The sequence below is a fragment of the Thiomicrorhabdus sp. Kp2 genome (genome assembly GCF_000478585.1).
In the GTDB taxonomy this organism is placed as follows: domain Bacteria; phylum Pseudomonadota; class Gammaproteobacteria; order Thiomicrospirales; family Thiomicrospiraceae; genus Thiomicrorhabdus.
In genome coordinates, this window is sequence record NZ_ARWI01000001.1 from 1,795,953 (window position 1) to 1,814,110 (window position 18,158).

Here is an 18,158-nt window from a genome sequence, read left to right on the forward strand (position 1 = left end):
ATAAATTGCCGTCAACCCTAGAATGAGCACGATTGTAACTAAGCTTAGTTTTTTTGACATGGTCGTTCTCCTGAAGAATCTTATTGAACAATGAGCCGCTCAGCGAGGAAGTCGCCAATCTTGATGGTAACGTGTTCTCCTGGTTTGACTAACTTGCCAGGGTTGGCAAAGAACATCCAATAAGTGTGGTTGGCCAATGGAGGATTGGAATTTCGTAATGCGCCTGTCTTGGCTGGCGTAGGCACGATGAGTTTTGTACTACTCTCATTGTGGGTTAACTGTGGTTTGCTCTGTCGTTCAAATAGTGCTTTTGCTTTTTCTGGATCGAGTACTTTATATCGAAATTCAAGCATGTATCCTGCCGCAGAGGTACGTACATATAGAATTTCAACACCCCATTGACGTTTCATGTAAGTTTTTTCACGGGGATGGTGAGCGACTTCTTTTATATTGGAATTTTTGAGATTAGGGCTAGTTACATTTGAAAACGTTGCTGCCGAACTCCACTGAGAGAATCCCAATATCGTGATGAGTATGAGCCCGCCAATTATTGCTATTAACGACTTGGCATTTGCTGTAATTGTTATTTTCATTACTTGTTGCATACTGCTAGGCCCTTTATCTAATAATATCTTTTGAAGTGATTTTAAAGTAGTGAAGCTTGCGGATATTCCGCAAGCTGTATAGCGTTTTAATCCCTCATCGTTATAATCGACGCTCATCTGCACCACGGTCGAACCTTGCTCCCTGAGGTCTAACATCGTTGTCAATATCAAGTGCCGAACGAGGATTGGTTGCATTCAAGTTACGAATGGTTCTACCGTTATTTAACCCAGCTGAAGCCGCTCCTATGTGATAATTCCAAGGTCCAGTTTCAGCCGCCCAGGGTACGGCTGGCTCAGGGGTTAGCGGGCCAAAACGAATATCTAACATATTGCCGCCTTCACCAAAGGCTGGCGTTACCCGCATTGGTCCTGGAGTGCTCAGGCTCCGAGAACCGTTGCAGTACTCAGAGATGAAGTCTGGGTTTCCAGTAAGATTGGTTGAATGATAGCCTCCCGCAAGAGAGGTGAGTATTGAGTGTCTTGGATTGAGCTTGAGACTGCCTGACAAAGGTATTTGTGGTTCGCCTAGAACACCTAGATCCCAATAGTTTGCTCCAGCTGAACACTGCCCGGGGCTGGCTGGAGATAGAGCTGGCTGTAATGTTGAGCCGTCGAAAGAGAATGCTCGATTGTGCCAAATAATGTTGTTAAGCAACTGTAGTGGGTTCGAGAATCCATTTGGTTCATTTAGAGCTGAGGCCAAAGCGAGGCTGTAACGCTCTGCAGAAATACCAGCTGGTTGTGGTGTTGTGGTGTTACCAATAATAAGCCCACCCATGGTTGCAGTACTGTCATTATTAGCAATGGTATTGTTGTTGATAACAGCTCTTACAGTGTCCTGTAGAGAGATACCAGCACCAGAATAACCCGCTACATTATTAACAATCACGTTATTGATGAATCGCAATAACCACGGTTTTCTTGCTTTATTATTTCTTTGTTGGAACCCAATCTCGCTACCATTAACAAACTGGGTACGGATACCTCCACCGTGTCCACTACCAGCCTGGTTACCCTGAATAAGGTTAGCATTCACTTCTACTGAACCAGTTCCGAGAGTAAGAGCTGGTGGTTCAGGTTGCTCACCTCCTATAAAGATACCACCACCAGATGGGGTCGCAGTCGGATCGAAAGATTGGTTGAACATAATACGGTTATGATCAATCATTCCTGAATGGCTTTGACCCAGATGCGCAATACCAGCACCATTACCACTTGCATAGTTACCGCAGATGAAGTTATTTGACACTGTGTAATTAAAGGTACCTGTTGCGAGAGCAAGCCCACCACCGATACTTTGTTCGCCAATAGCACCATTGATTGTGATTGCGTTATTATGGATATTTAAGTTCTTATTGAACACAATGTAACCATTCGCGTTTGCTTGCTGATTCACGTCTGGTAAGAATGGATGGCCTACGCGGATACCTCCATGTAGGAATCCTGAATTGCCTGTGATGTTATTATTAGCTACCTCAAGATTATGTGCGTAACCGTTGATGAATATACCGCCCCCACTATTCGCACCAGTAATGGTAAAACCGTCAATGCGCGAAGGATGGCGAGCGAAGCGGTTTGGCCCATTGCGTTTTGCAAGTACTGTGATACCTGCGCCACGCTCTGTTGGTAGTCCCGCAATTTGTCCAGGTAGTAAATCAACTGTTCCGCTACTGATTAGGCCGTCAACTTTATCTATCCAGGCCTGTAGTTTTTCTGTAGGGCGCTGATTTGCATCGATAATGGTATTCGCGCCAGAACCCTGCAGACGAACTGGTTTCGACATAATGACTAGCTCGTTATAATTTCCCGATTCGACTAGAATCAGAGCACCATTGGCTGCACCATCAATTGCTACTTGTATCGATTCTCCCGCCGCAACACGGACAGGGGTCTCGTTACTAACTGTTAAAGTCACTGTGTTGACGGATGTTTTTCCACTGTCTCCACGTGTGACAACGAGTTCACCTGTCATTGCTGAAGCTGGCGCAACAACACGGATTTCATCAGGCGTCCAGGATTGTATCGATAGAGCCTGTTTGATACCGTTACTGTCAATCAATTCTACGGTGGCTGTATTTGAGCTGGCACCGAAGCTTAAGTCTCGGACGATGGTTGGTATATTGTAAGGTGCCGTTGCCAATGGTCCTTCATAGGATGGGTTTGGCACCTCTACTGCCGTTCCAGCGGAATGAATAACAATCGTTTCCCCAGGTGCCACAAGCGGTCCAAAAGTTCCCGCCGTAGCGTTATCAACCGAAGTGATTACTGGAGTGCCTTTGCTGGCTTTACAGTCAGCTGGGTTGAAACCTCCTGCAAATGCGGCTTGTGGCAACACAGGGGTGTCTAGATAGGTTGTTGTTCCAGGCATAAACTGCGCCGTATAACATGCAGTACCGTAGTTCTCCAGTTTGAAAGGGTCAGGCTGACCATCTCCTGCATCATTCATACAGGCAGACATCATTGCTGGTGAGTAACCACTTGGAATTGGAATGTTTGCAGTATAAGTTGAAGGTAAAACACCATTGAACCGACCGAAGGCATCACCGTAGGTACGGTATATCTCTCGTCCAGCCCAGTCACGCAATGAAATTGGCAAGTTAGCAGGCCCCCATTTCTCACCGAAGCCTGGCGAAGCAGGGTTACTCTCGTTAGAAATGTCGTCGAGTACTAATCCCGTGAACTGTGCCGCAACTGGAGTAGTGGTAAATAGATGGAAGTCTGCTGCAGCTTGTCCTTGATCGGCAAGTACAACTTGTTTACGATTACATAGCGGACGCAGAGCATTTGCAAAAGGCGCTGGTTCAGCCACGCTGGGGAATAGACTCATGGTGTCAGGTACCTCGCGTAAATCTCCCACACAAGATGGCTGCGCTATGCCTGGTTCGGGTGCTAACGCAGCGGCTACAGTGGCTGCATCAGGGAAGGTAAACACGCCAGGTCCTCCAGCAGGTGGTGATACTGATACGGTTGAGAAGATGTCACCAAAACCGACGTTAACGTCTTCTTCTTTGATTAGCTCGTAACCTTCTGGTGGCACGACCTCTACAACGTAGGTTCCTGCTGGTATATCGTTAAAGGCATAGCCGCCATCAAATACACCTGGTCTTGCCTGGTTCCAATTACGAAAACCATCGTAACACTTGTCAATATTGGCAAGGCCTAGCGTTTCAATCGCGAATGCCGAACTCGCATCTTCGCCAGGGCAACCTTCAGGCAGACTGGCATCCCAACTGTCTGTGGTGACTTCAGCAACTAAACTTAATGCTTTGTCTGTCAATAACTCAAGACGCACATTGTCAAAAAGAACCCATGCATTTGAAGAGGTGTTTGTTGCTAATAGGCGAATCACTAATGGTAGGCCTAGACTCGGATCATCAGCACTTGCCGTATAACTTACGGTAGATGTTAGGTATTCTTGGTCTGGGCTCAAGCTATCATTGTCTTGAGCAAGCAATACAAACGTTGTTCCTTGCATGACCCCAAGCTGTACCTGGTAGTCGGCAATTGAAATTCTGGTAGAGCGTTGGTCTCCTACTGCCACACTCAGGTTGTAAGTACCTGTTTTGAGTACGCTACCAAGTGTTTGTTCCAGTGTACCGTCACCTTGGAGCTGATAAATATTTGCACCCTCTGCAACATTGGCATTATTCGAGGGGTTAAAAATTCGACCAGATCCAGTTTTTACCCAGCCAGGTAAAGGATTGTCATTTAAAGATGCTCCATTCGCAAGAGCAAGTTCTTCAAAGCCTGCGTTGGCAATAGGAACATTGAAAGGAGCTGATCTGGCTACCTCACGGTATAGTCGAACTTTAACGCCAGGTATGCCTGGTTCCCAAGGATCTCCTACCGTTAGACGGGGATCATTTTCACCACGGGTTGACCCATAGAAGACAATGCCCGAGATACCTCCGTTTTCACCGACTTCATAGGGTTTTTTACCCCAGTTGAAAATGCTGGTTTGTCCTGGAAAGCCTTGGAAGGCTTGGGTTAGCACTGGTCCAGTTTCGGTGCGTGAAAGTTCTCCATTTGCTTGAACTTGCGGATTTAGCAGGCCTGCATAAGGGTTGCCAGGGAGGTTTACATCACCACCGCCATCAACCGTTGTTGTCATGCCTGTTGCTTTAAATCTGGTATAGTCAACCTCAAGAACTTGCCATGAGAAAAATGGAAACGTTTGGTCAAATGACACAAAACCTTCTAAATCTGTTGGGAATGATTGGTTGACCGTACCATCGCGCCAGCGAAGGTTGATGGCCTGTTCAGACAATGGTAGCTCTCCATTGTCGAGGATACCGTTTTCATTCATATCCATAAATACATTATGTTCTGTACGAGTGAACCAAGCATTTACTGCGATGGGGTCAGTAAGTTCAACATTGCTATCAATAACATCGACTAACTGGTAGGCAATGATTTGGTCTAGGTAATCGTCCCAAACGACAATTTGGTAATTCCCATTTGGGATACCATCGAGCATAAAAGTACCATCAGGTTCAGCATGAACTGTGCGGATATTGGCACCGTCACCTGCACTATCATTCAGCCCAACCCACGCCCTGGTATAGCTAAGAGCATCGTAAGATCCTGTTTCAAAAGAACCCAGGGCAGCTGGTGGTCGGGGGTCATGGAGTAGAGTAACTTGTCCGCTGATACTGTTGCTTCCAGCTACGGGTGGAGTTGTTGTTTGAGGGTCAACAAAGCCGATAAATGCATGTTGCATCTGCCCACCGAATTCAAGAAAAAACTCTGGTTCGTTCGCTTTTACCCAAGCATCTATAACTTTGGAACCTTCGATGGTCGAAGTCTGTACCCATTCAGCTCCACCAAGAGGTTTAACAGCAATAACCCCGTATTTACCAGGAGGTAGGTCTTTTATCAGAGCGCTACCATCTGGACAGGTGATAATCATGCCCGCAGTTGCTTGAGGAGCACAGGGTAACGAGTTTTTCAGTGGTGCGCCAAAGGCATCTTGACTCATGGTTCCGCCTGACATGCCATAACGTCCACCCGCATCCTCAAGCACGATTTGAAAACCTCCTAATCCAGGTTCATTAGCGTCGGGAGCACCATTGGTTGGGAAGTTGTCATTAAACACCAATACACTGATTTGAGCTGTTGGAATAGGTTGTTTGTTAACGTACACCGTGACAGCGTTTGAACCAGGTGGAATTTGTGCTCCACCAATTGAGTGTCCATCAGCATCGACACCATCGTCAGGTAAAACGGAAACGTAATAATGTTTTGATGGGTCAAGTGCTACCTGAGCAAATTCGTTCGCTCCGCTACCTTGAGCAACAATTGGCATATAACTTTTGTGAAAGTTTAGGGATTGCTGATTAATGAGCGTGTCTGGTGCATTCGGATCATGATGGAAAGTCGCATCTTCCTGTACTAGCCAGCGGTAATTGGATACGTCTGTTCCGTCAGGATCTTGAACTGTCAGTGCAATATTTGCAACAGGATTAAAGTTAAGGGTAACGGTTGTAGGTTGATTGCCTGCTGTGTTTGGATCGCTGTCACTTTGCAAAGAACCATCGAAAGCGAAGTAATTGAATGTGACTGGAGCACCTTGAGTGTCACCCGTGTAGCTAAATGAACCGTCTTCATTGAGGGTTAGTCCTGTTGGTGGAGTTCCTTCGATTACTGCAGTAAGAATGTCTCCATCAGGGTCAGCATCGTTACCGAGAACACCTGCTGAAGTTGATACTGTTATATCTGTTCCTGTGGTATTGGTATAAGGACCATCCACAGCAGCCATTGGAGCATCATTAACGAATGAAATATTCAGTGTGACTTGGGCTGGATAGCTATTTCCGTCACCCGTGCTTGCACTGTAAGTAAACCCATCCGTTCCTGAGTAGTTATCGTTTGGAGTGTAAGTAAAGGTGCCGTCACTATTTAAATTAATTGTGCCGTTTGAAGGGCTGCTCACTAGGGCAACGGTTGCATTAGTGAGCATAACATCGTTTGCTAGGACACTTACTGCATTAAGCGCTGTGTCTTCGGTAACATCGTAGACATCATCAACAGCATAAGTGGTAGCCGCAGGCGGTGGTGGCGTGCCCGTACCGACTTGTAGTTGAACCAGTATTCCGCCAGCTGGTAGAGCATCGGGATTGTCACTAGTCGTTCCGCTGTTTCCGCTAATACCACTGTTGCTAGGTGATGTACGGTCGAATAGTGAGAAGGTCACATCTTCGAAAGGCATGGAGACTAGTGTATCTAGAGTTTTTCCAGCAGGTAATAGGGCGTGACTCTGCAATTTTACTAGTCCTGGATAGGGGTTTCCATCTTCGGCAATCAACCCCATATCTGGTCCGATAATAGCAGGGGTATGCGAGCGTAGACCAGCATTAAGGAAACGAAATAGGACTTTGTCACCAGGATTACCAGCCGCTATAGCTGTCTCAGGAGACATCTCTCCATTGACAAGTCTATAGATTGGGTTGTAATCCACTGTGCAAGGGTAGCCAACGGTTCCGTTCGCTACGTATTCGGCTAAAGGAACACATTCAGTTCCAGGAGCCCCCAAAGCAGCGGCTAATGCAGCGTCGGCGCGCTGGTTCTGTAATGGGTCAATTTCACTTAAAAGTAGAATGGCATCTGTGTCATACGTTACATTCGGGTAAGCCGTACTCGCATTAGCATCGACAATAAGAGCACCATATAAACCCATTGGTATCTGAATAGATGGTTGAGTACCACTTTGGTAGAGATAAGTACCAGGGCGCAGGTTATTAAACGTGTAAGTTTGAATATCACCTCTGGATGCCGTTTCAGCTGTAAAAGACTGTACGCGGTTTCTTCCGAGTGAGTCCATAGACATTACTGGATTACCACCGCCTGCTTGTCCAGGAATGATGATAGAAGTTGGTGTTCGAAGAGCGTTTCTAAGGTGAATGGTTAAGTTTGGTCCTGTTGAAACGGTTGTAGGAACCGCTGTAATTTCTTTTACTCTAAAAGCTGTTCCAGAAGCCGTGTTTTTGATTGCCAGTTTTGTCCCACTCGGAGCACCTATAACTTGGTAAGTAACCCAACCATGATTTCCTCCTGCATTTTCGTGAGTCGTTGGTAATGAAGCGAGCGGCTCATGAATAGGTGTAGCTGTTACAGGATTTCCATCAAGTGTCACCTCTAAAGTACTGGGAACGCCTCCCGCACTCCAGAGAGAGAATTTTTGCGGGGTTATGGTGCTATCAAAATCAAATACTGCGGTTTGATTAGCACCTACATTTGCATTAGATACACCTATCCCTTGCCTTGTTCGATAAACACTTCCTGCAGGATTTCCGTTGCCTAGCAGGCCGCTAATTGTAACGCTTGGATTTCCTGGGTCGTTCAGTGTTGCTCCAGAGGCATTGGCTTGCACACCAAAGTTGATTGTGTAGGGGTTGAGCTGTGGCCCTGGGGCATTTTGTGAAGCCGCAGCTTGACCACAATTAACAAAGCCTTGTCTACACCACTGGTATCCCCACATAGGAACCGTTTTGTCTTCAGATAGAGTCTTTTCAAAAGGCTGAGCTTGCAGATAAACATCCTTTGCGGATGAGATGTTACTGAACCCTGTCGCCATTAGAACGACTGTAACAAGGGTTAACAATTTAGCTCTATGTATTAACTTGTAGCCGTTGCTGGCACTCAGTTCTACTGTAGAATTTTGTATTGATGTTTTTTGCATTGCCTGTTTCATTGCTCTGTCCTCTATATTGAGAGTTACCTGTTAGGGTAAGTAGTGCTCAGAATGTGCATTTTGAAGTTTGCTTTGATTGTGCAAACTTCTGAATTTCCAATTTCGGGCTTTTATTCAGTTATTGTCACGCTAGGTGCCTCTATGATTAGCATGGTCATCATTCCACCAGGGAAGACATCGTTATTCACCATCTCACGCTCAGTGTGTGAGTGCCACATATATGCATAGCCTGCACCAGGGTTAAGTCCACCTTCACCAGGCGGGAGGCTGCCCATTGCTCCTAGGAAAGGGCTTCCACTGTAGAATCCACCAAATGCCATTGAACTTAGACTCGGTAATTCAACTGGAATAGGCTTGCCATGGTCAGGTGCCCATTCGTTTGGTTCCATTGGATCTGATGGTGAGTGACCATACATATCCCAACCTAGATCTTTTCCTGTCCATTCAAAAATTGCATCGACAGTGCCGCCTGGGATGGCAGGAATGGTATAAAGTAATGGTCCTGCAAGTTGGCTGGCATCTGTTGCGCTTAACAGTAAACGACCATCACGCGCGAGCACACGAGAGTGATTGCCATGAGTATGAAATGGGTGCATATCACGCCCCGCCGCAACTAAACGTAATAGTAATTTTTCACCAGGGTGCATACGAGTCATCGCATTGTAGGGCTGGTTAGGAAGTAAATCCGTACCTGCTGCTGCCATGGTGTCAGGAGCTGCTCTCCCATTAAGAAGCCAGTATTCAGGATGAAACGGACCTGTTCCTACATCAATTGGACCAGGGCCTGAAGCTTGTTGTTGGGCTGCTTGATGAACTTCCATGTCGATTTCACTAAGAAGGTATAAATATTCACGGTCGTAGCAAGTTTCTGAGTGGTCGTAGGCTGAGGCTACAGTACATCCTGCGGCTGGCGCAGAGGGGCGAACGATTAAAGCGCCATATAATCCCATCTCAATTTGAAGGTCAGGCCTTGTTCCACTGTGATATTGATATGTACCAGGTGTATTGGCAACAAAGCTGTAGGTAACCGATCCCCCTGCGGGTGCTTCTTGGGTTAATTTTCCAGCAACACCAGAGCTGGTTGTAACTTGGTGGCCTGGAAATACTATCGAAGTGTTGCCAGCTGCGGCTGGTAAACTGTTATTAAGAGTCACTGTTACCGTTGTTCCCTGATCCACTATTAGCGTTGGTCCAGGAAGCTGCATGATACCGTTATTACTATAGCCCCAAGAATAAATGGAACCACCATCCGCTATTGATATATAGCCTTCGCTAGCCGTTAAGTTGAAGTTACTTCCCGTTTCACCAATGATCATGGCACGGACTGTGACAGGGGTTAACAAGAATATAAACACCGTCAGTACCGTAATGACTGAAAAGAAACTGGGTAACTTAGTATTGCTAATATTTGTTTTGAATATAGTCATTGCCGTTCTCCTAGTTAATCCGTATTTCAGTCATCATGCCACCGAAGTTTTCAGCATCATTGGCAAGTTGATCAAGGTTCTTGGTATAAAGGAAGTAGGTTCCAGTTGTTGTCGGAGCCGTGATAATGACATCTGCAGACTGGCCTCCACCGAGAGTTAATGAATTCGTTTGGTAATTCATGTTGTTTCCAGCATTGTCACGTAACATTCGTGCATCCAGCCCTACCACATCCATTGTCAGGCCGTTGGTACCGATTGTGTAAAATTGGGTTACGCTTAGATTCGATATCCTAAGCAGGATACGTTGTCCTGGTGATGCAGTAATCAAGCTGGATATTGGCTGAGAGATTTGGGTGTTTCCTAGAGGGTCTACAGTGTTGAGAGCTTCGGGATTTACTGTATCTGGATAACCACGACCATTTAATAAGAAGTAGCGATCCCGCATACCTGCAAAAGGAAGAGGTTGTACATTGAAGCTGGCATCATGGAAGTCAGGGTCAAATGAACCTATCTGGATTGGGAAGTCTACATCGTAACGTGTGGAGCCGTCACCATCATTATAGGCGTAAGTGGTGACTCCGCTGACATGACCATTTGGACAAGTACCACCAGGTATGGCGGGGTCGTTGATAGTGTCACAACGATTTTGACGTGGTCTGACGAATAGATTACCTAGCATCCCCATTTGCATGTGTTCGGCCGCTTCGACGTGGCAGTGATACATATAGGTACCAGCGTCCTTCGCTTGGTAGTAATAGGTTAAAGTGGCACCCATATTGATTGATATTGAAGCGTCAGGTACGCCATCAAAGACAGCTGAAGCTTCAGCGAATCCGTGCCAGTGGATAGTATGAGGGTCAAACAGGTCGGGACGCATTGTCATACCGACATTTGTTAAAGATAGAAAGAGCTCATCATCTTCATCAACCGCAATGGTCGGTGCTGGCGCATTCGCAGCCAGCATGCCTTTATCCATCACCCAGCCAGGGTATTCTCCACTGCTTGCAGTTGGTGCATCATCTACTCCAGGAAGGGGGAGGTCAGCAAAACTGAAGATATACATCGGTTTACCAGCACCAGTATTCTGATAGTTATCAGCCATGGTTACCATGCCGTCACCCGCCGCAAGGTGCATGCATTTTATGCCAGGGTTATTTGATCCAGGGTGAATGAGTGTTCCTGTTGCCTTGGGGCACTGTACATTGATGCTGCTTTCCTGCGCATTTACGTCAAGTGCCACGAATAGCAGTAAGAAGACGGCAGCACTCAGTTCAATGAACGTAGATTTCATCGATTGGTTTCGTTGAAGTGTCATTTCGATCTCCTCGGCTTGCAAATTTTTATTAAATCCCTTGCAACGAGGCTATCTTATTTAGGCGAAACTATATAAATCTATTCTATATAACGTAGCCCTGTGCTGGGAGTGAGTCTTTTTGGCTTTTTAGCATTCTTTTAATGTTCTTTAGTTATTGTTTTAAAAAGGCACGTAATTCAATCAGTGATAAGTCGATTGAAAAGTGAACGTTAATTGGTATATCAAATAATAATCATTAGCATAGTTGCTATTATTATCATTACTATCGTGATTTGTTTTTTAATGTGGTTAAGTGAATTATATTCATAAGTAGTTGATAAGAATAATCAAATTTATCTATAAAATTCATTGAATTAGTAAATAAAAGCATTCGCTTATGTTTTTTTACACATGAAAGTCATGTGTTTTAAAGATATGTTTTAAATTTATTAAGGTTGTTTAGAGGTGTTTTATTCTGTCTTTATGAGGTGTTGGCCGAAGAACCTATTTATTTTTAGGAGTGTGATTTTTAGGTTGTCACGTTTATGGGTTTAATCTTTATTTGGTAAAACGGTTTAAGATTTAAATAGGTAAAGGCTTTAACTTAAAAGTTTTGTGAAGGCCATCTATAAAAAAGTGAAAGTCTGTATTATTAATATGTAATTTTTGTTTCGAACGAGCTTTCTTAGTTAATTCAAAATAAGTAAAGATTATAATTACTGTCTTTTAAGATATTTTAGTTATATTATTAAAAGCGTTAATTTGATTGTTTTGCTTTCAATCAAATGATTTTGGATGTTATTGTTAGGGTAAATGTCCTGACTCAGTTGAATCTCAAATTTAGATTAAAATTAACCTTAGTCAAACTTTGAGTGTATCTAATACTGTTTTTTGGTTCGGGCATGCAAAAAGTGTCAAAGAATAACCTTTTATTACTCATAATTATGCTCAAAAAATTGATTCAAATGTAACCTATTGGGTGTTTTAGTTCTGCCTTGGGCGAGTGTTGCTGGGCTGATAGTGAACAATTAAAAGACTTTAATAAGCGACTTTGAAAAAGTAAGAAATAGCCAAACTCGAAACGTTTTGCTGCAATTGGATTAGAAGGATAGGGAAGGAATTATGAATAGCTTAACCCACTTTTTAAATAACGGATGTTTTGATAAAAGCCGTTTATTTAAAAACCCATTATTTAAAAATGGCGTTATAAAAAATGCCTTGACGATTGCAGTGTTCAGTTCAATGCTGGTAATGGGAGCTTTTCAGAATGCCTTAGCGGAAGGGAGTTTGAAGCAAAACTTTAAACAAGCAGATATTAAAACGGTTATTGAAGCGGTCGCCAAGATTACCGGTAAAAACTTTATTATTGACCCTCGTGTAAAAGGTAATGTGACATTTATTGCGCCTGAGGGAATGGAGCCAGATGAGCTCTATGACTCTTTACTTGCCGTGTTGAATGTATATGGTTATGTGGCTGTACCGAGTGATGGCGTGGTGAAAGTGGTGCCTGCAAACTTAGCACGCGACCAAATTCCATATCGCACCTGGACAGAATATGATGAAGAATGGGTTACCGAAGTAGTGACCATTCATAATGTGAACGCCAGTAAACTGGTTGCCGTTTTAAGACCATTAGTCGCTAAAGAAGGTCACTTAGTGGCGTTGTCAGAGAGCAATAAGTTAATTGTGTCTGATACGGTTTCTAATATTAAACGTATTAAGAGTATTTTGAAACGTGTTGATATCGATGTAAAAGGCGCATTTGAAGTGATTCAAGTTCAGCATACTTCAGCCGTTGAATTAGCCAAAACTTTAAAAAGTGTTATGCCTAAAAGCCAAGCAGGCGTAAACGCCACCATTGGTTTTGATGCACGTTCTAATCGCATTATTTTAAGTGGTGATGAATTAAAGCGCATGATGTTGCGGGCATTGATTGCAGAGTTAGATGTTGAAGTGGATGCTGGTGGTGGTGTTCAAGTTATCTATTTACGTTATGCTAAAGCAACCGATATTGCGCCAGTTTTGCAAAAGATTGCTGGTAACCAAGCGATTCAAACCATTGAAGAGTCAACCACAACAACGACGACTCCTCCAGACGCCCCAGCGGATGCCACGACAGGGATTCCTGAACAGGTGACAGGTTTAAATACTTCTATTTTGAATAAAAATGAGCTGAAAGAGAAAATTAGCATTGAGGCAGATGAGCGGATGAATGCACTAATTATTAGTGCACCAACGACTGTAGTGAATGGCTTGAAAACGGTTATTAAACAGTTAGATATTCGCCGTGCCCAAGTACTAATTGAAGCCATCTTTGTTGAAATAGCAGCGGATAAAGCGGCTGAATTAGGCGTTGAGTGGGGGTTGAGTGGTACAGGTGCTGCTGGCATAGTGAATTTTTCGGGTGCAATCCCATCTTTGATAGGTAATGCGGATAACCTTCTTGCTCAGTCACAAGTTATTGGTCGAGGTATTACTATAGGTGGCGGTGATGTTAACTCAGATGGAACTGGTTGGGGAGCTTTACTTCGTGCTTTAAATACTAACTCGTATTCCAATATCTTAGCAACACCCTCTATTTTGACACTGGATAATGAAGAGGCTGAGATTTTGGTTGGTAGAGAAGTACCATTTCAAACAGGTTCTTATGCCAGTACGACGACAACCGTGACCAATCCCTTTACTACCATTGAGCGTAAAAACGTGGGATTAAAACTTAAAGTCAAACCACAAATTAACGAAGGTAATGAAGTTTACCTGGAGATTGATCAGGAAGTTTCTGATGTGATTGATAAGGGGCAAGCGGTTGATATTCAAACCTCTAAACGCCAAATCAAAACTCGAGTGATTGTTGGTGATGGCAATATGGTCGTGCTCGGTGGTTTAATCAATGAAAAAGAAACACGTTCAAAATCTAAAGTACCAGGCCTGGGTGATTTACCAGGAATAGGCGGTTTATTTAGCTCTTCTTCTGACACTCGCGAAAAAGTGAATTTAATGGTGTTTTTACGTCCTGTCATTATTCGTAATAATGAAATGAGTGATTACTACAGTAATAAAAAATACCACCATGTTTATGAACAGCAAGATGAGATGCTGCATCAATCTGAGGGTCAATTATTAGAAGGGTTGCGTCCAAGATTGCCAACGATTGAGCAATGGAAAAAAAGTGAACCAGCGACGCCTTTTGATGGTGATGCAAAGCAATCTAAAGCCGTTACTCAGCCAGTCAAAAAAGAAGAATCATTGATTCATGAGATGAGTGATCAAGAGCTGTTAGGGTTTTAAGGCAATAGGATTTTGAATTATGAATGTTGCACTACCATTTAGTTTTGCTAATAAAAATAAAGTACTGCTTAACAATGTTGAAGCAGGCTTATTGCTTGAATATACCGAAGAGACGCCAGCAAGTGCTTTATTAGAGCTTCAAAGAAAATACGTAAATTGTGATGTTGTACTTAATAAGATTGATAAAGCTAACTTTGATATGCAGATTCAGTCAAGTTACTCTTCGCATGGACAGCAGTCTATGGAAGCCATTGAGGCGATTGAAACCGAAGATTTAGCTTCTGTATTTGCTGAAGTCGGAGAGCCTGAAGATTTATTAGACAGTGAAGATGAAGCACCAATCATCAAGTTACTGAATGCAATATTGGGTGAGGCCATTCGCTCTCGCGCTTCGGATATTCATATTGAACCCTTTGAAAACCAACTGCGTATTCGTTTCAGAATTGATGGCATTCTAAAAACGGTATTAACGCCTAAAATTGCTCTAGCCAATATGCTGGTTTCACGTATTAAAGTGATGGCGCGTTTAGATATTGCTGAAAAGCGTTTACCACAAGACGGACGTATCTCATTGAAGTTAGGTGGGCGAGCAGTCGATTTAAGGGTTTCAACCATCCCTTCTAACTATGGCGAACGTGTGGTTTTACGTTTGTTAGATAAGAGTGCGGGACGTTTAAACCTTAAAGAACTCAAATTACCAGAACAAGTCGAAAAAGGCATTCAAGAAGCTTTATCTAAATCGCATGGTATTTTCTTGGTAACAGGACCAACGGGTTCGGGTAAAACGACCACTTTGTATGCTGGCTTAAGTTTATTAAATGATGCTCAGCGCAATATTATGACGGTTGAAGACCCAATTGAATATAACATTGATGGTATTAACCAGACTCAAGTGAATACAAAAGCAGACATGACTTTTGCCAAAGGGTTGCGAGCGATTCTTCGACAAGACCCAGACGTGGTTATGGTAGGTGAAATTCGTGATGCAGAAACGGCCAATATTGCTGTTCAAGCCTCATTAACTGGGCACTTAGTTTTATCAACTTTACATACCAACTCGGCAGTAGGTGCGGTTACCCGCTTGAGAGATATGGGGGTTGAACCGTTCCTATTGTCCTCCAGTGTGGTTGGCGTATTGGCTCAGCGTTTAGTAAGAGAGCTCTGTGATTGTAAAACCCCGCACGAAGCAGATAAAGTAGAGTGCGAAATACTGGGTGTTGAACAAGCGACCATTTATCAGCCAAATGGTTGTGAACAGTGCCGTTATACAGGGTATAAAGGTCGAATGGGGCTTTATGAGTTGTTCTTAATGGATGAGAAGTTACGTTCTATGATTTACTCAAATATGACAGAAGATGAGATTGAAGCGGTTTTAAGAGGCCATTCAAAATCACTACGTGAAAATGGCTATCAAGCCGTGTTAAAAGGGCAAACAAATCTGGCTGAAGTGCAAAGAGTGACTCAGTCTTAATATGGTTGCGCAAGAGAGTCTTATGTTTCAACTAATTAATTTGGATACTCATTATGCCTGCCTTTGAGTACAAAGCTTTAAGTTCATCTGGTAAATTGAAAAAAGGCTTTTTGGAAGGCGATTCGGAAAAGCAGGTTCGTCAAATTTTACGAGATCAAGGCTTAATTCCCACTGAAATTGAACCTCTCAGTAAACATGAAAAACACGCTTTGGGAGCTAGACAGGCGTTATTTGTTCCTCAAATCAAAACGGCTGATCTCTCTCTATTTACACGTGAACTTTATACTTTGCTAGACGCAGGTACGCCCTTAAATGAGGCTTTAAAATCTATGGCTCAGCAAGCGGAATCAAAGCAGATGACACGTTTTGTGACCAGTTTGCATACTAAAGTCGCTGAAGGGCATGGTTTAGCGAGTGCTATGAATCAAGCGCCTTTTAAAGTACCAACTGATGTGATTGCCACCGTACAAGCAGGTGAAGAGAGTGGTTATCTGGATAAGGTACTTTCACGTTTAGCAGAGTCGGTAGAGCAACGTGATCAGTTAAATAAAAAAATGAAAACGGCGCTTATCTACCCAATTTTGATGGTTGTCGTGGCGGTAGTTATTGTATTCTTTTTGATGATGTATGTTGTGCCTAAGGTGGTTAAGGTATTTGACAATATGCAGCAAACCTTGCCCCCTTTAACGCAAGGTTTATTGAGTTTTAGTGATTTTATTCAGCACCAATGGGGTTGGTTATTCGCTTTTGCATTATTCGCGTGGGGATTTTTTGTTTGGTTAATGCGTCAAGAAAATGGTCGTTATAAAGTCCATCAACTTATGCTTAACACACCAGGAATACAACGTTTTTTAATTTATTCTTCAGCCGCTCGTTGGGCAAGAACGCTTGGGGTGTTACTTTCAAGTGGGGTTGCCATTCAGGATGCGCTTAAAATTTCTGCTGAAGTCGTGACTTTAGAGCCATTGAAAAAATTGGTTTTAAAGATGGTTTCTGATGTGCGTGAAGGTGAATCTGTCGCTTCTGCGATGCAAACAGCTGGCTTTTTTCCTCCCTTATTACTGAATTTAGTCAGAACGGGTGAAGGTAAAGGTCAGTTAGATACCATGTTATTGAAAGGTGCAAAACATTATGAATTTTCAGTTGAAACGGCAGCTAATACTTTAGTGAGCGTATTGGAACCTATTCTCATTATTATTATGGGGGCGGTGGTATTGACCGTTGTGCTGGCGATTATGATGCCAATTTTTGAAATGAACCAAATGGTTGGCAGTTAAAGGGGGGATGCATTCTTCTTTTAGCATCGGTTCGCACACTCTCATAAAAAATCTCAAGAGTTTTAAAAAAATTAAATTTTAATAAAGGTTAAGGTTATGAAGCGATTAATAAATCAACAGAAATTAAAACACCAAAAAGGTTTTACCTTGATTGAGTTGATGGTTGTTGTTGTGATTTTAGCGGTGTTAGCAGGCCTGGTTGTTCCAAATTTAATGGATAGACCAGATGAAGCTCGTATTGTAAAAGCGAAACAGGATATTTCTGCGGTTTCATCCGCCTTAAAACTGTATAAGTTAGATAACTTTGTTTATCCAACAACCGACCAAGGGTTAGAAGCTTTGGTTACAAAACCTGACAGTGAGCCTGTGCCAAAGAATTGGAAAAACCTATTAGATAATGTGCCTTTAGATCCTTGGGGTAATCCCTATTTGTATTTATCACCTGGCGAGCATGGAGCATTTGATTTGTTTACCTATGGCGCGGATGGCGTTGATGGCGGTGAAGGGGTAAATGCGACAATCGGTCAGTGGAACTTACAGTAACCCCCTTTCGATTAGCGGATAATTTGTATGCGTAAACAGGCGCGCCCAACTTTTCTAAGCAAACATAATTTGCAACAGGGTTTTACCTTGATTGAATTGATGGTTGTTGTGGTCATAATGAGTGTAGTCGTTTCAGTAGGTGTGCTCTCTTTAGGGCGGTTTAATCAAGATTTACTTGAAAACCAACAAGCCAAAATTGAGAGCTACTTTACACAAATTGCTGACCAATCTACCTTTAGCCAAACAATGTATTTAATTGTGCCAGATGATGAAGGCTTAACGCCATTTAAGTATGTTGACTATCAGTGGCAGTCGGTTGAGGATATGAGTGACTTGCCATGGCACAGTGGTTTTGTCGCAGAGTGGGAAGTGGACGAACATTTTGCAGAACAACAAAGTTTACCCAGGCCTGGTTGGGTGTTTTGGCCAAGTGGCGATGTTTTGGCAGGTAAAATTTTGCTAAAAAGTATCAACGATGGTGTGACGGATCCTTCTGATAATGAAGTGGCGCTGAGTTGGAATGAATCTTTAGAGTTTGCCAAGAGATGAAGATATGTTCAGGG

General features: G+C 43.3%; 9 protein-coding genes. 5 read left to right on the plus strand and 4 right to left on the minus strand.

The window, feature by feature from the left end:
• Positions 1–80: 80 nt before the first annotated feature.
• The 4 genes from A379_RS08255 to A379_RS08270 form a co-directional block, all read right to left on the minus strand.
• The gene (locus tag A379_RS08255) at positions 81–731 is read right to left on the minus strand and encodes a hypothetical protein (protein ID WP_198525662.1); all 651 of its coding nucleotides are present in this window, start codon (positions 729–731) and stop codon (positions 81–83) included.
• Positions 706–8,295 (minus strand): Ig-like domain-containing protein, encoded by a 7,590-nt coding sequence (locus A379_RS08260; protein WP_040727424.1) that lies wholly within the window; start codon positions 8,293–8,295, stop codon positions 706–708. Before A379_RS08260 ends, A379_RS08255 begins: the two co-directional genes overlap by 26 nt.
• A 110-nt stretch (positions 8,296–8,405) precedes the next feature.
• Complete coding sequence (locus A379_RS08265) at positions 8,406–9,722, minus strand: multicopper oxidase domain-containing protein (protein ID WP_051145104.1); 1,317 nt, start codon at positions 9,720–9,722, stop codon at positions 8,406–8,408.
• Between the two features lie 10 nt (positions 9,723–9,732).
• The gene (locus A379_RS08270) at positions 9,733–11,037 is read right to left on the minus strand and encodes a multicopper oxidase domain-containing protein (RefSeq protein WP_198525663.1); all 1,305 of its coding nucleotides are present in this window, start codon (positions 11,035–11,037) and stop codon (positions 9,733–9,735) included.
• Positions 11,038–12,138: 1,101 nt separating this feature from the next.
• Here A379_RS08270 and gspD point away from each other — a divergent pair.
• From gspD to A379_RS08295, 5 genes are all read left to right on the plus strand, one after another.
• Positions 12,139–14,304, plus strand: a complete 2,166-nt coding sequence (gene gspD, locus A379_RS08275; RefSeq protein WP_051145105.1) for a type II secretion system secretin GspD — start codon at positions 12,139–12,141, stop codon at positions 14,302–14,304.
• A gap of 19 nt (positions 14,305–14,323) precedes the next feature.
• A complete protein-coding gene (gene gspE / locus A379_RS08280) occupies positions 14,324–15,775 on the plus strand; it encodes a type II secretion system ATPase GspE (RefSeq protein WP_040727426.1) in 1,452 nt (483 codons plus the stop codon).
• Positions 15,776–15,828: 53 nt separating this feature from the next.
• On the plus strand, positions 15,829–17,052 hold the full coding sequence (gspF, locus tag A379_RS08285; protein ID WP_040727428.1) for a type II secretion system inner membrane protein GspF: 1,224 nt from the start codon (positions 15,829–15,831) through the stop codon (positions 17,050–17,052).
• A gap of 96 nt (positions 17,053–17,148) precedes the next feature.
• The gene (gene gspG, locus A379_RS08290) at positions 17,149–17,595 is read left to right on the plus strand and encodes a type II secretion system major pseudopilin GspG (protein WP_051145106.1); all 447 of its coding nucleotides are present in this window, start codon (positions 17,149–17,151) and stop codon (positions 17,593–17,595) included.
• Positions 17,596–17,622: 27 nt separating this feature from the next.
• Positions 17,623–18,144, plus strand: coding sequence for a prepilin-type N-terminal cleavage/methylation domain-containing protein (locus tag A379_RS08295; protein WP_040727429.1), 522 nt, complete (start codon positions 17,623–17,625; stop codon positions 18,142–18,144).
• Positions 18,145–18,158: the final 14 nt, after the last annotated feature.

What these genes read in the sequence shown, in the direction of transcription:
- A379_RS08260 (WP_040727424.1), bottom strand. Translation starts at nt 8,295, where the DNA reads ATGAAACAGGCAATGCAAAAAACATCAATACAAAATTCTACAGTAGAA.
- A379_RS08265 (WP_051145104.1), bottom strand. Translation starts at nt 9,722, where the DNA reads ATGACTATATTCAAAACAAATATTAGCAATACTAAGTTACCCAGTTTC.
- A379_RS08270 (WP_198525663.1), bottom strand. Translation starts at nt 11,037, where the DNA reads ATGACACTTCAACGAAACCAATCGATGAAATCTACGTTCATTGAACTG.
- gspD (WP_051145105.1), top strand. Translation starts at nt 12,139, where the DNA reads ATGAATAGCTTAACCCACTTTTTAAATAACGGATGTTTTGATAAAAGC.
- gspE (WP_040727426.1), top strand. Translation starts at nt 14,324, where the DNA reads ATGAATGTTGCACTACCATTTAGTTTTGCTAATAAAAATAAAGTACTG.
- gspF (WP_040727428.1), top strand. Translation starts at nt 15,829, where the DNA reads ATGCCTGCCTTTGAGTACAAAGCTTTAAGTTCATCTGGTAAATTGAAA.
- gspG (WP_051145106.1), top strand. Translation starts at nt 17,149, where the DNA reads ATGAAGCGATTAATAAATCAACAGAAATTAAAACACCAAAAAGGTTTT.
- A379_RS08295 (WP_040727429.1), top strand. Translation starts at nt 17,623, where the DNA reads ATGCGTAAACAGGCGCGCCCAACTTTTCTAAGCAAACATAATTTGCAA.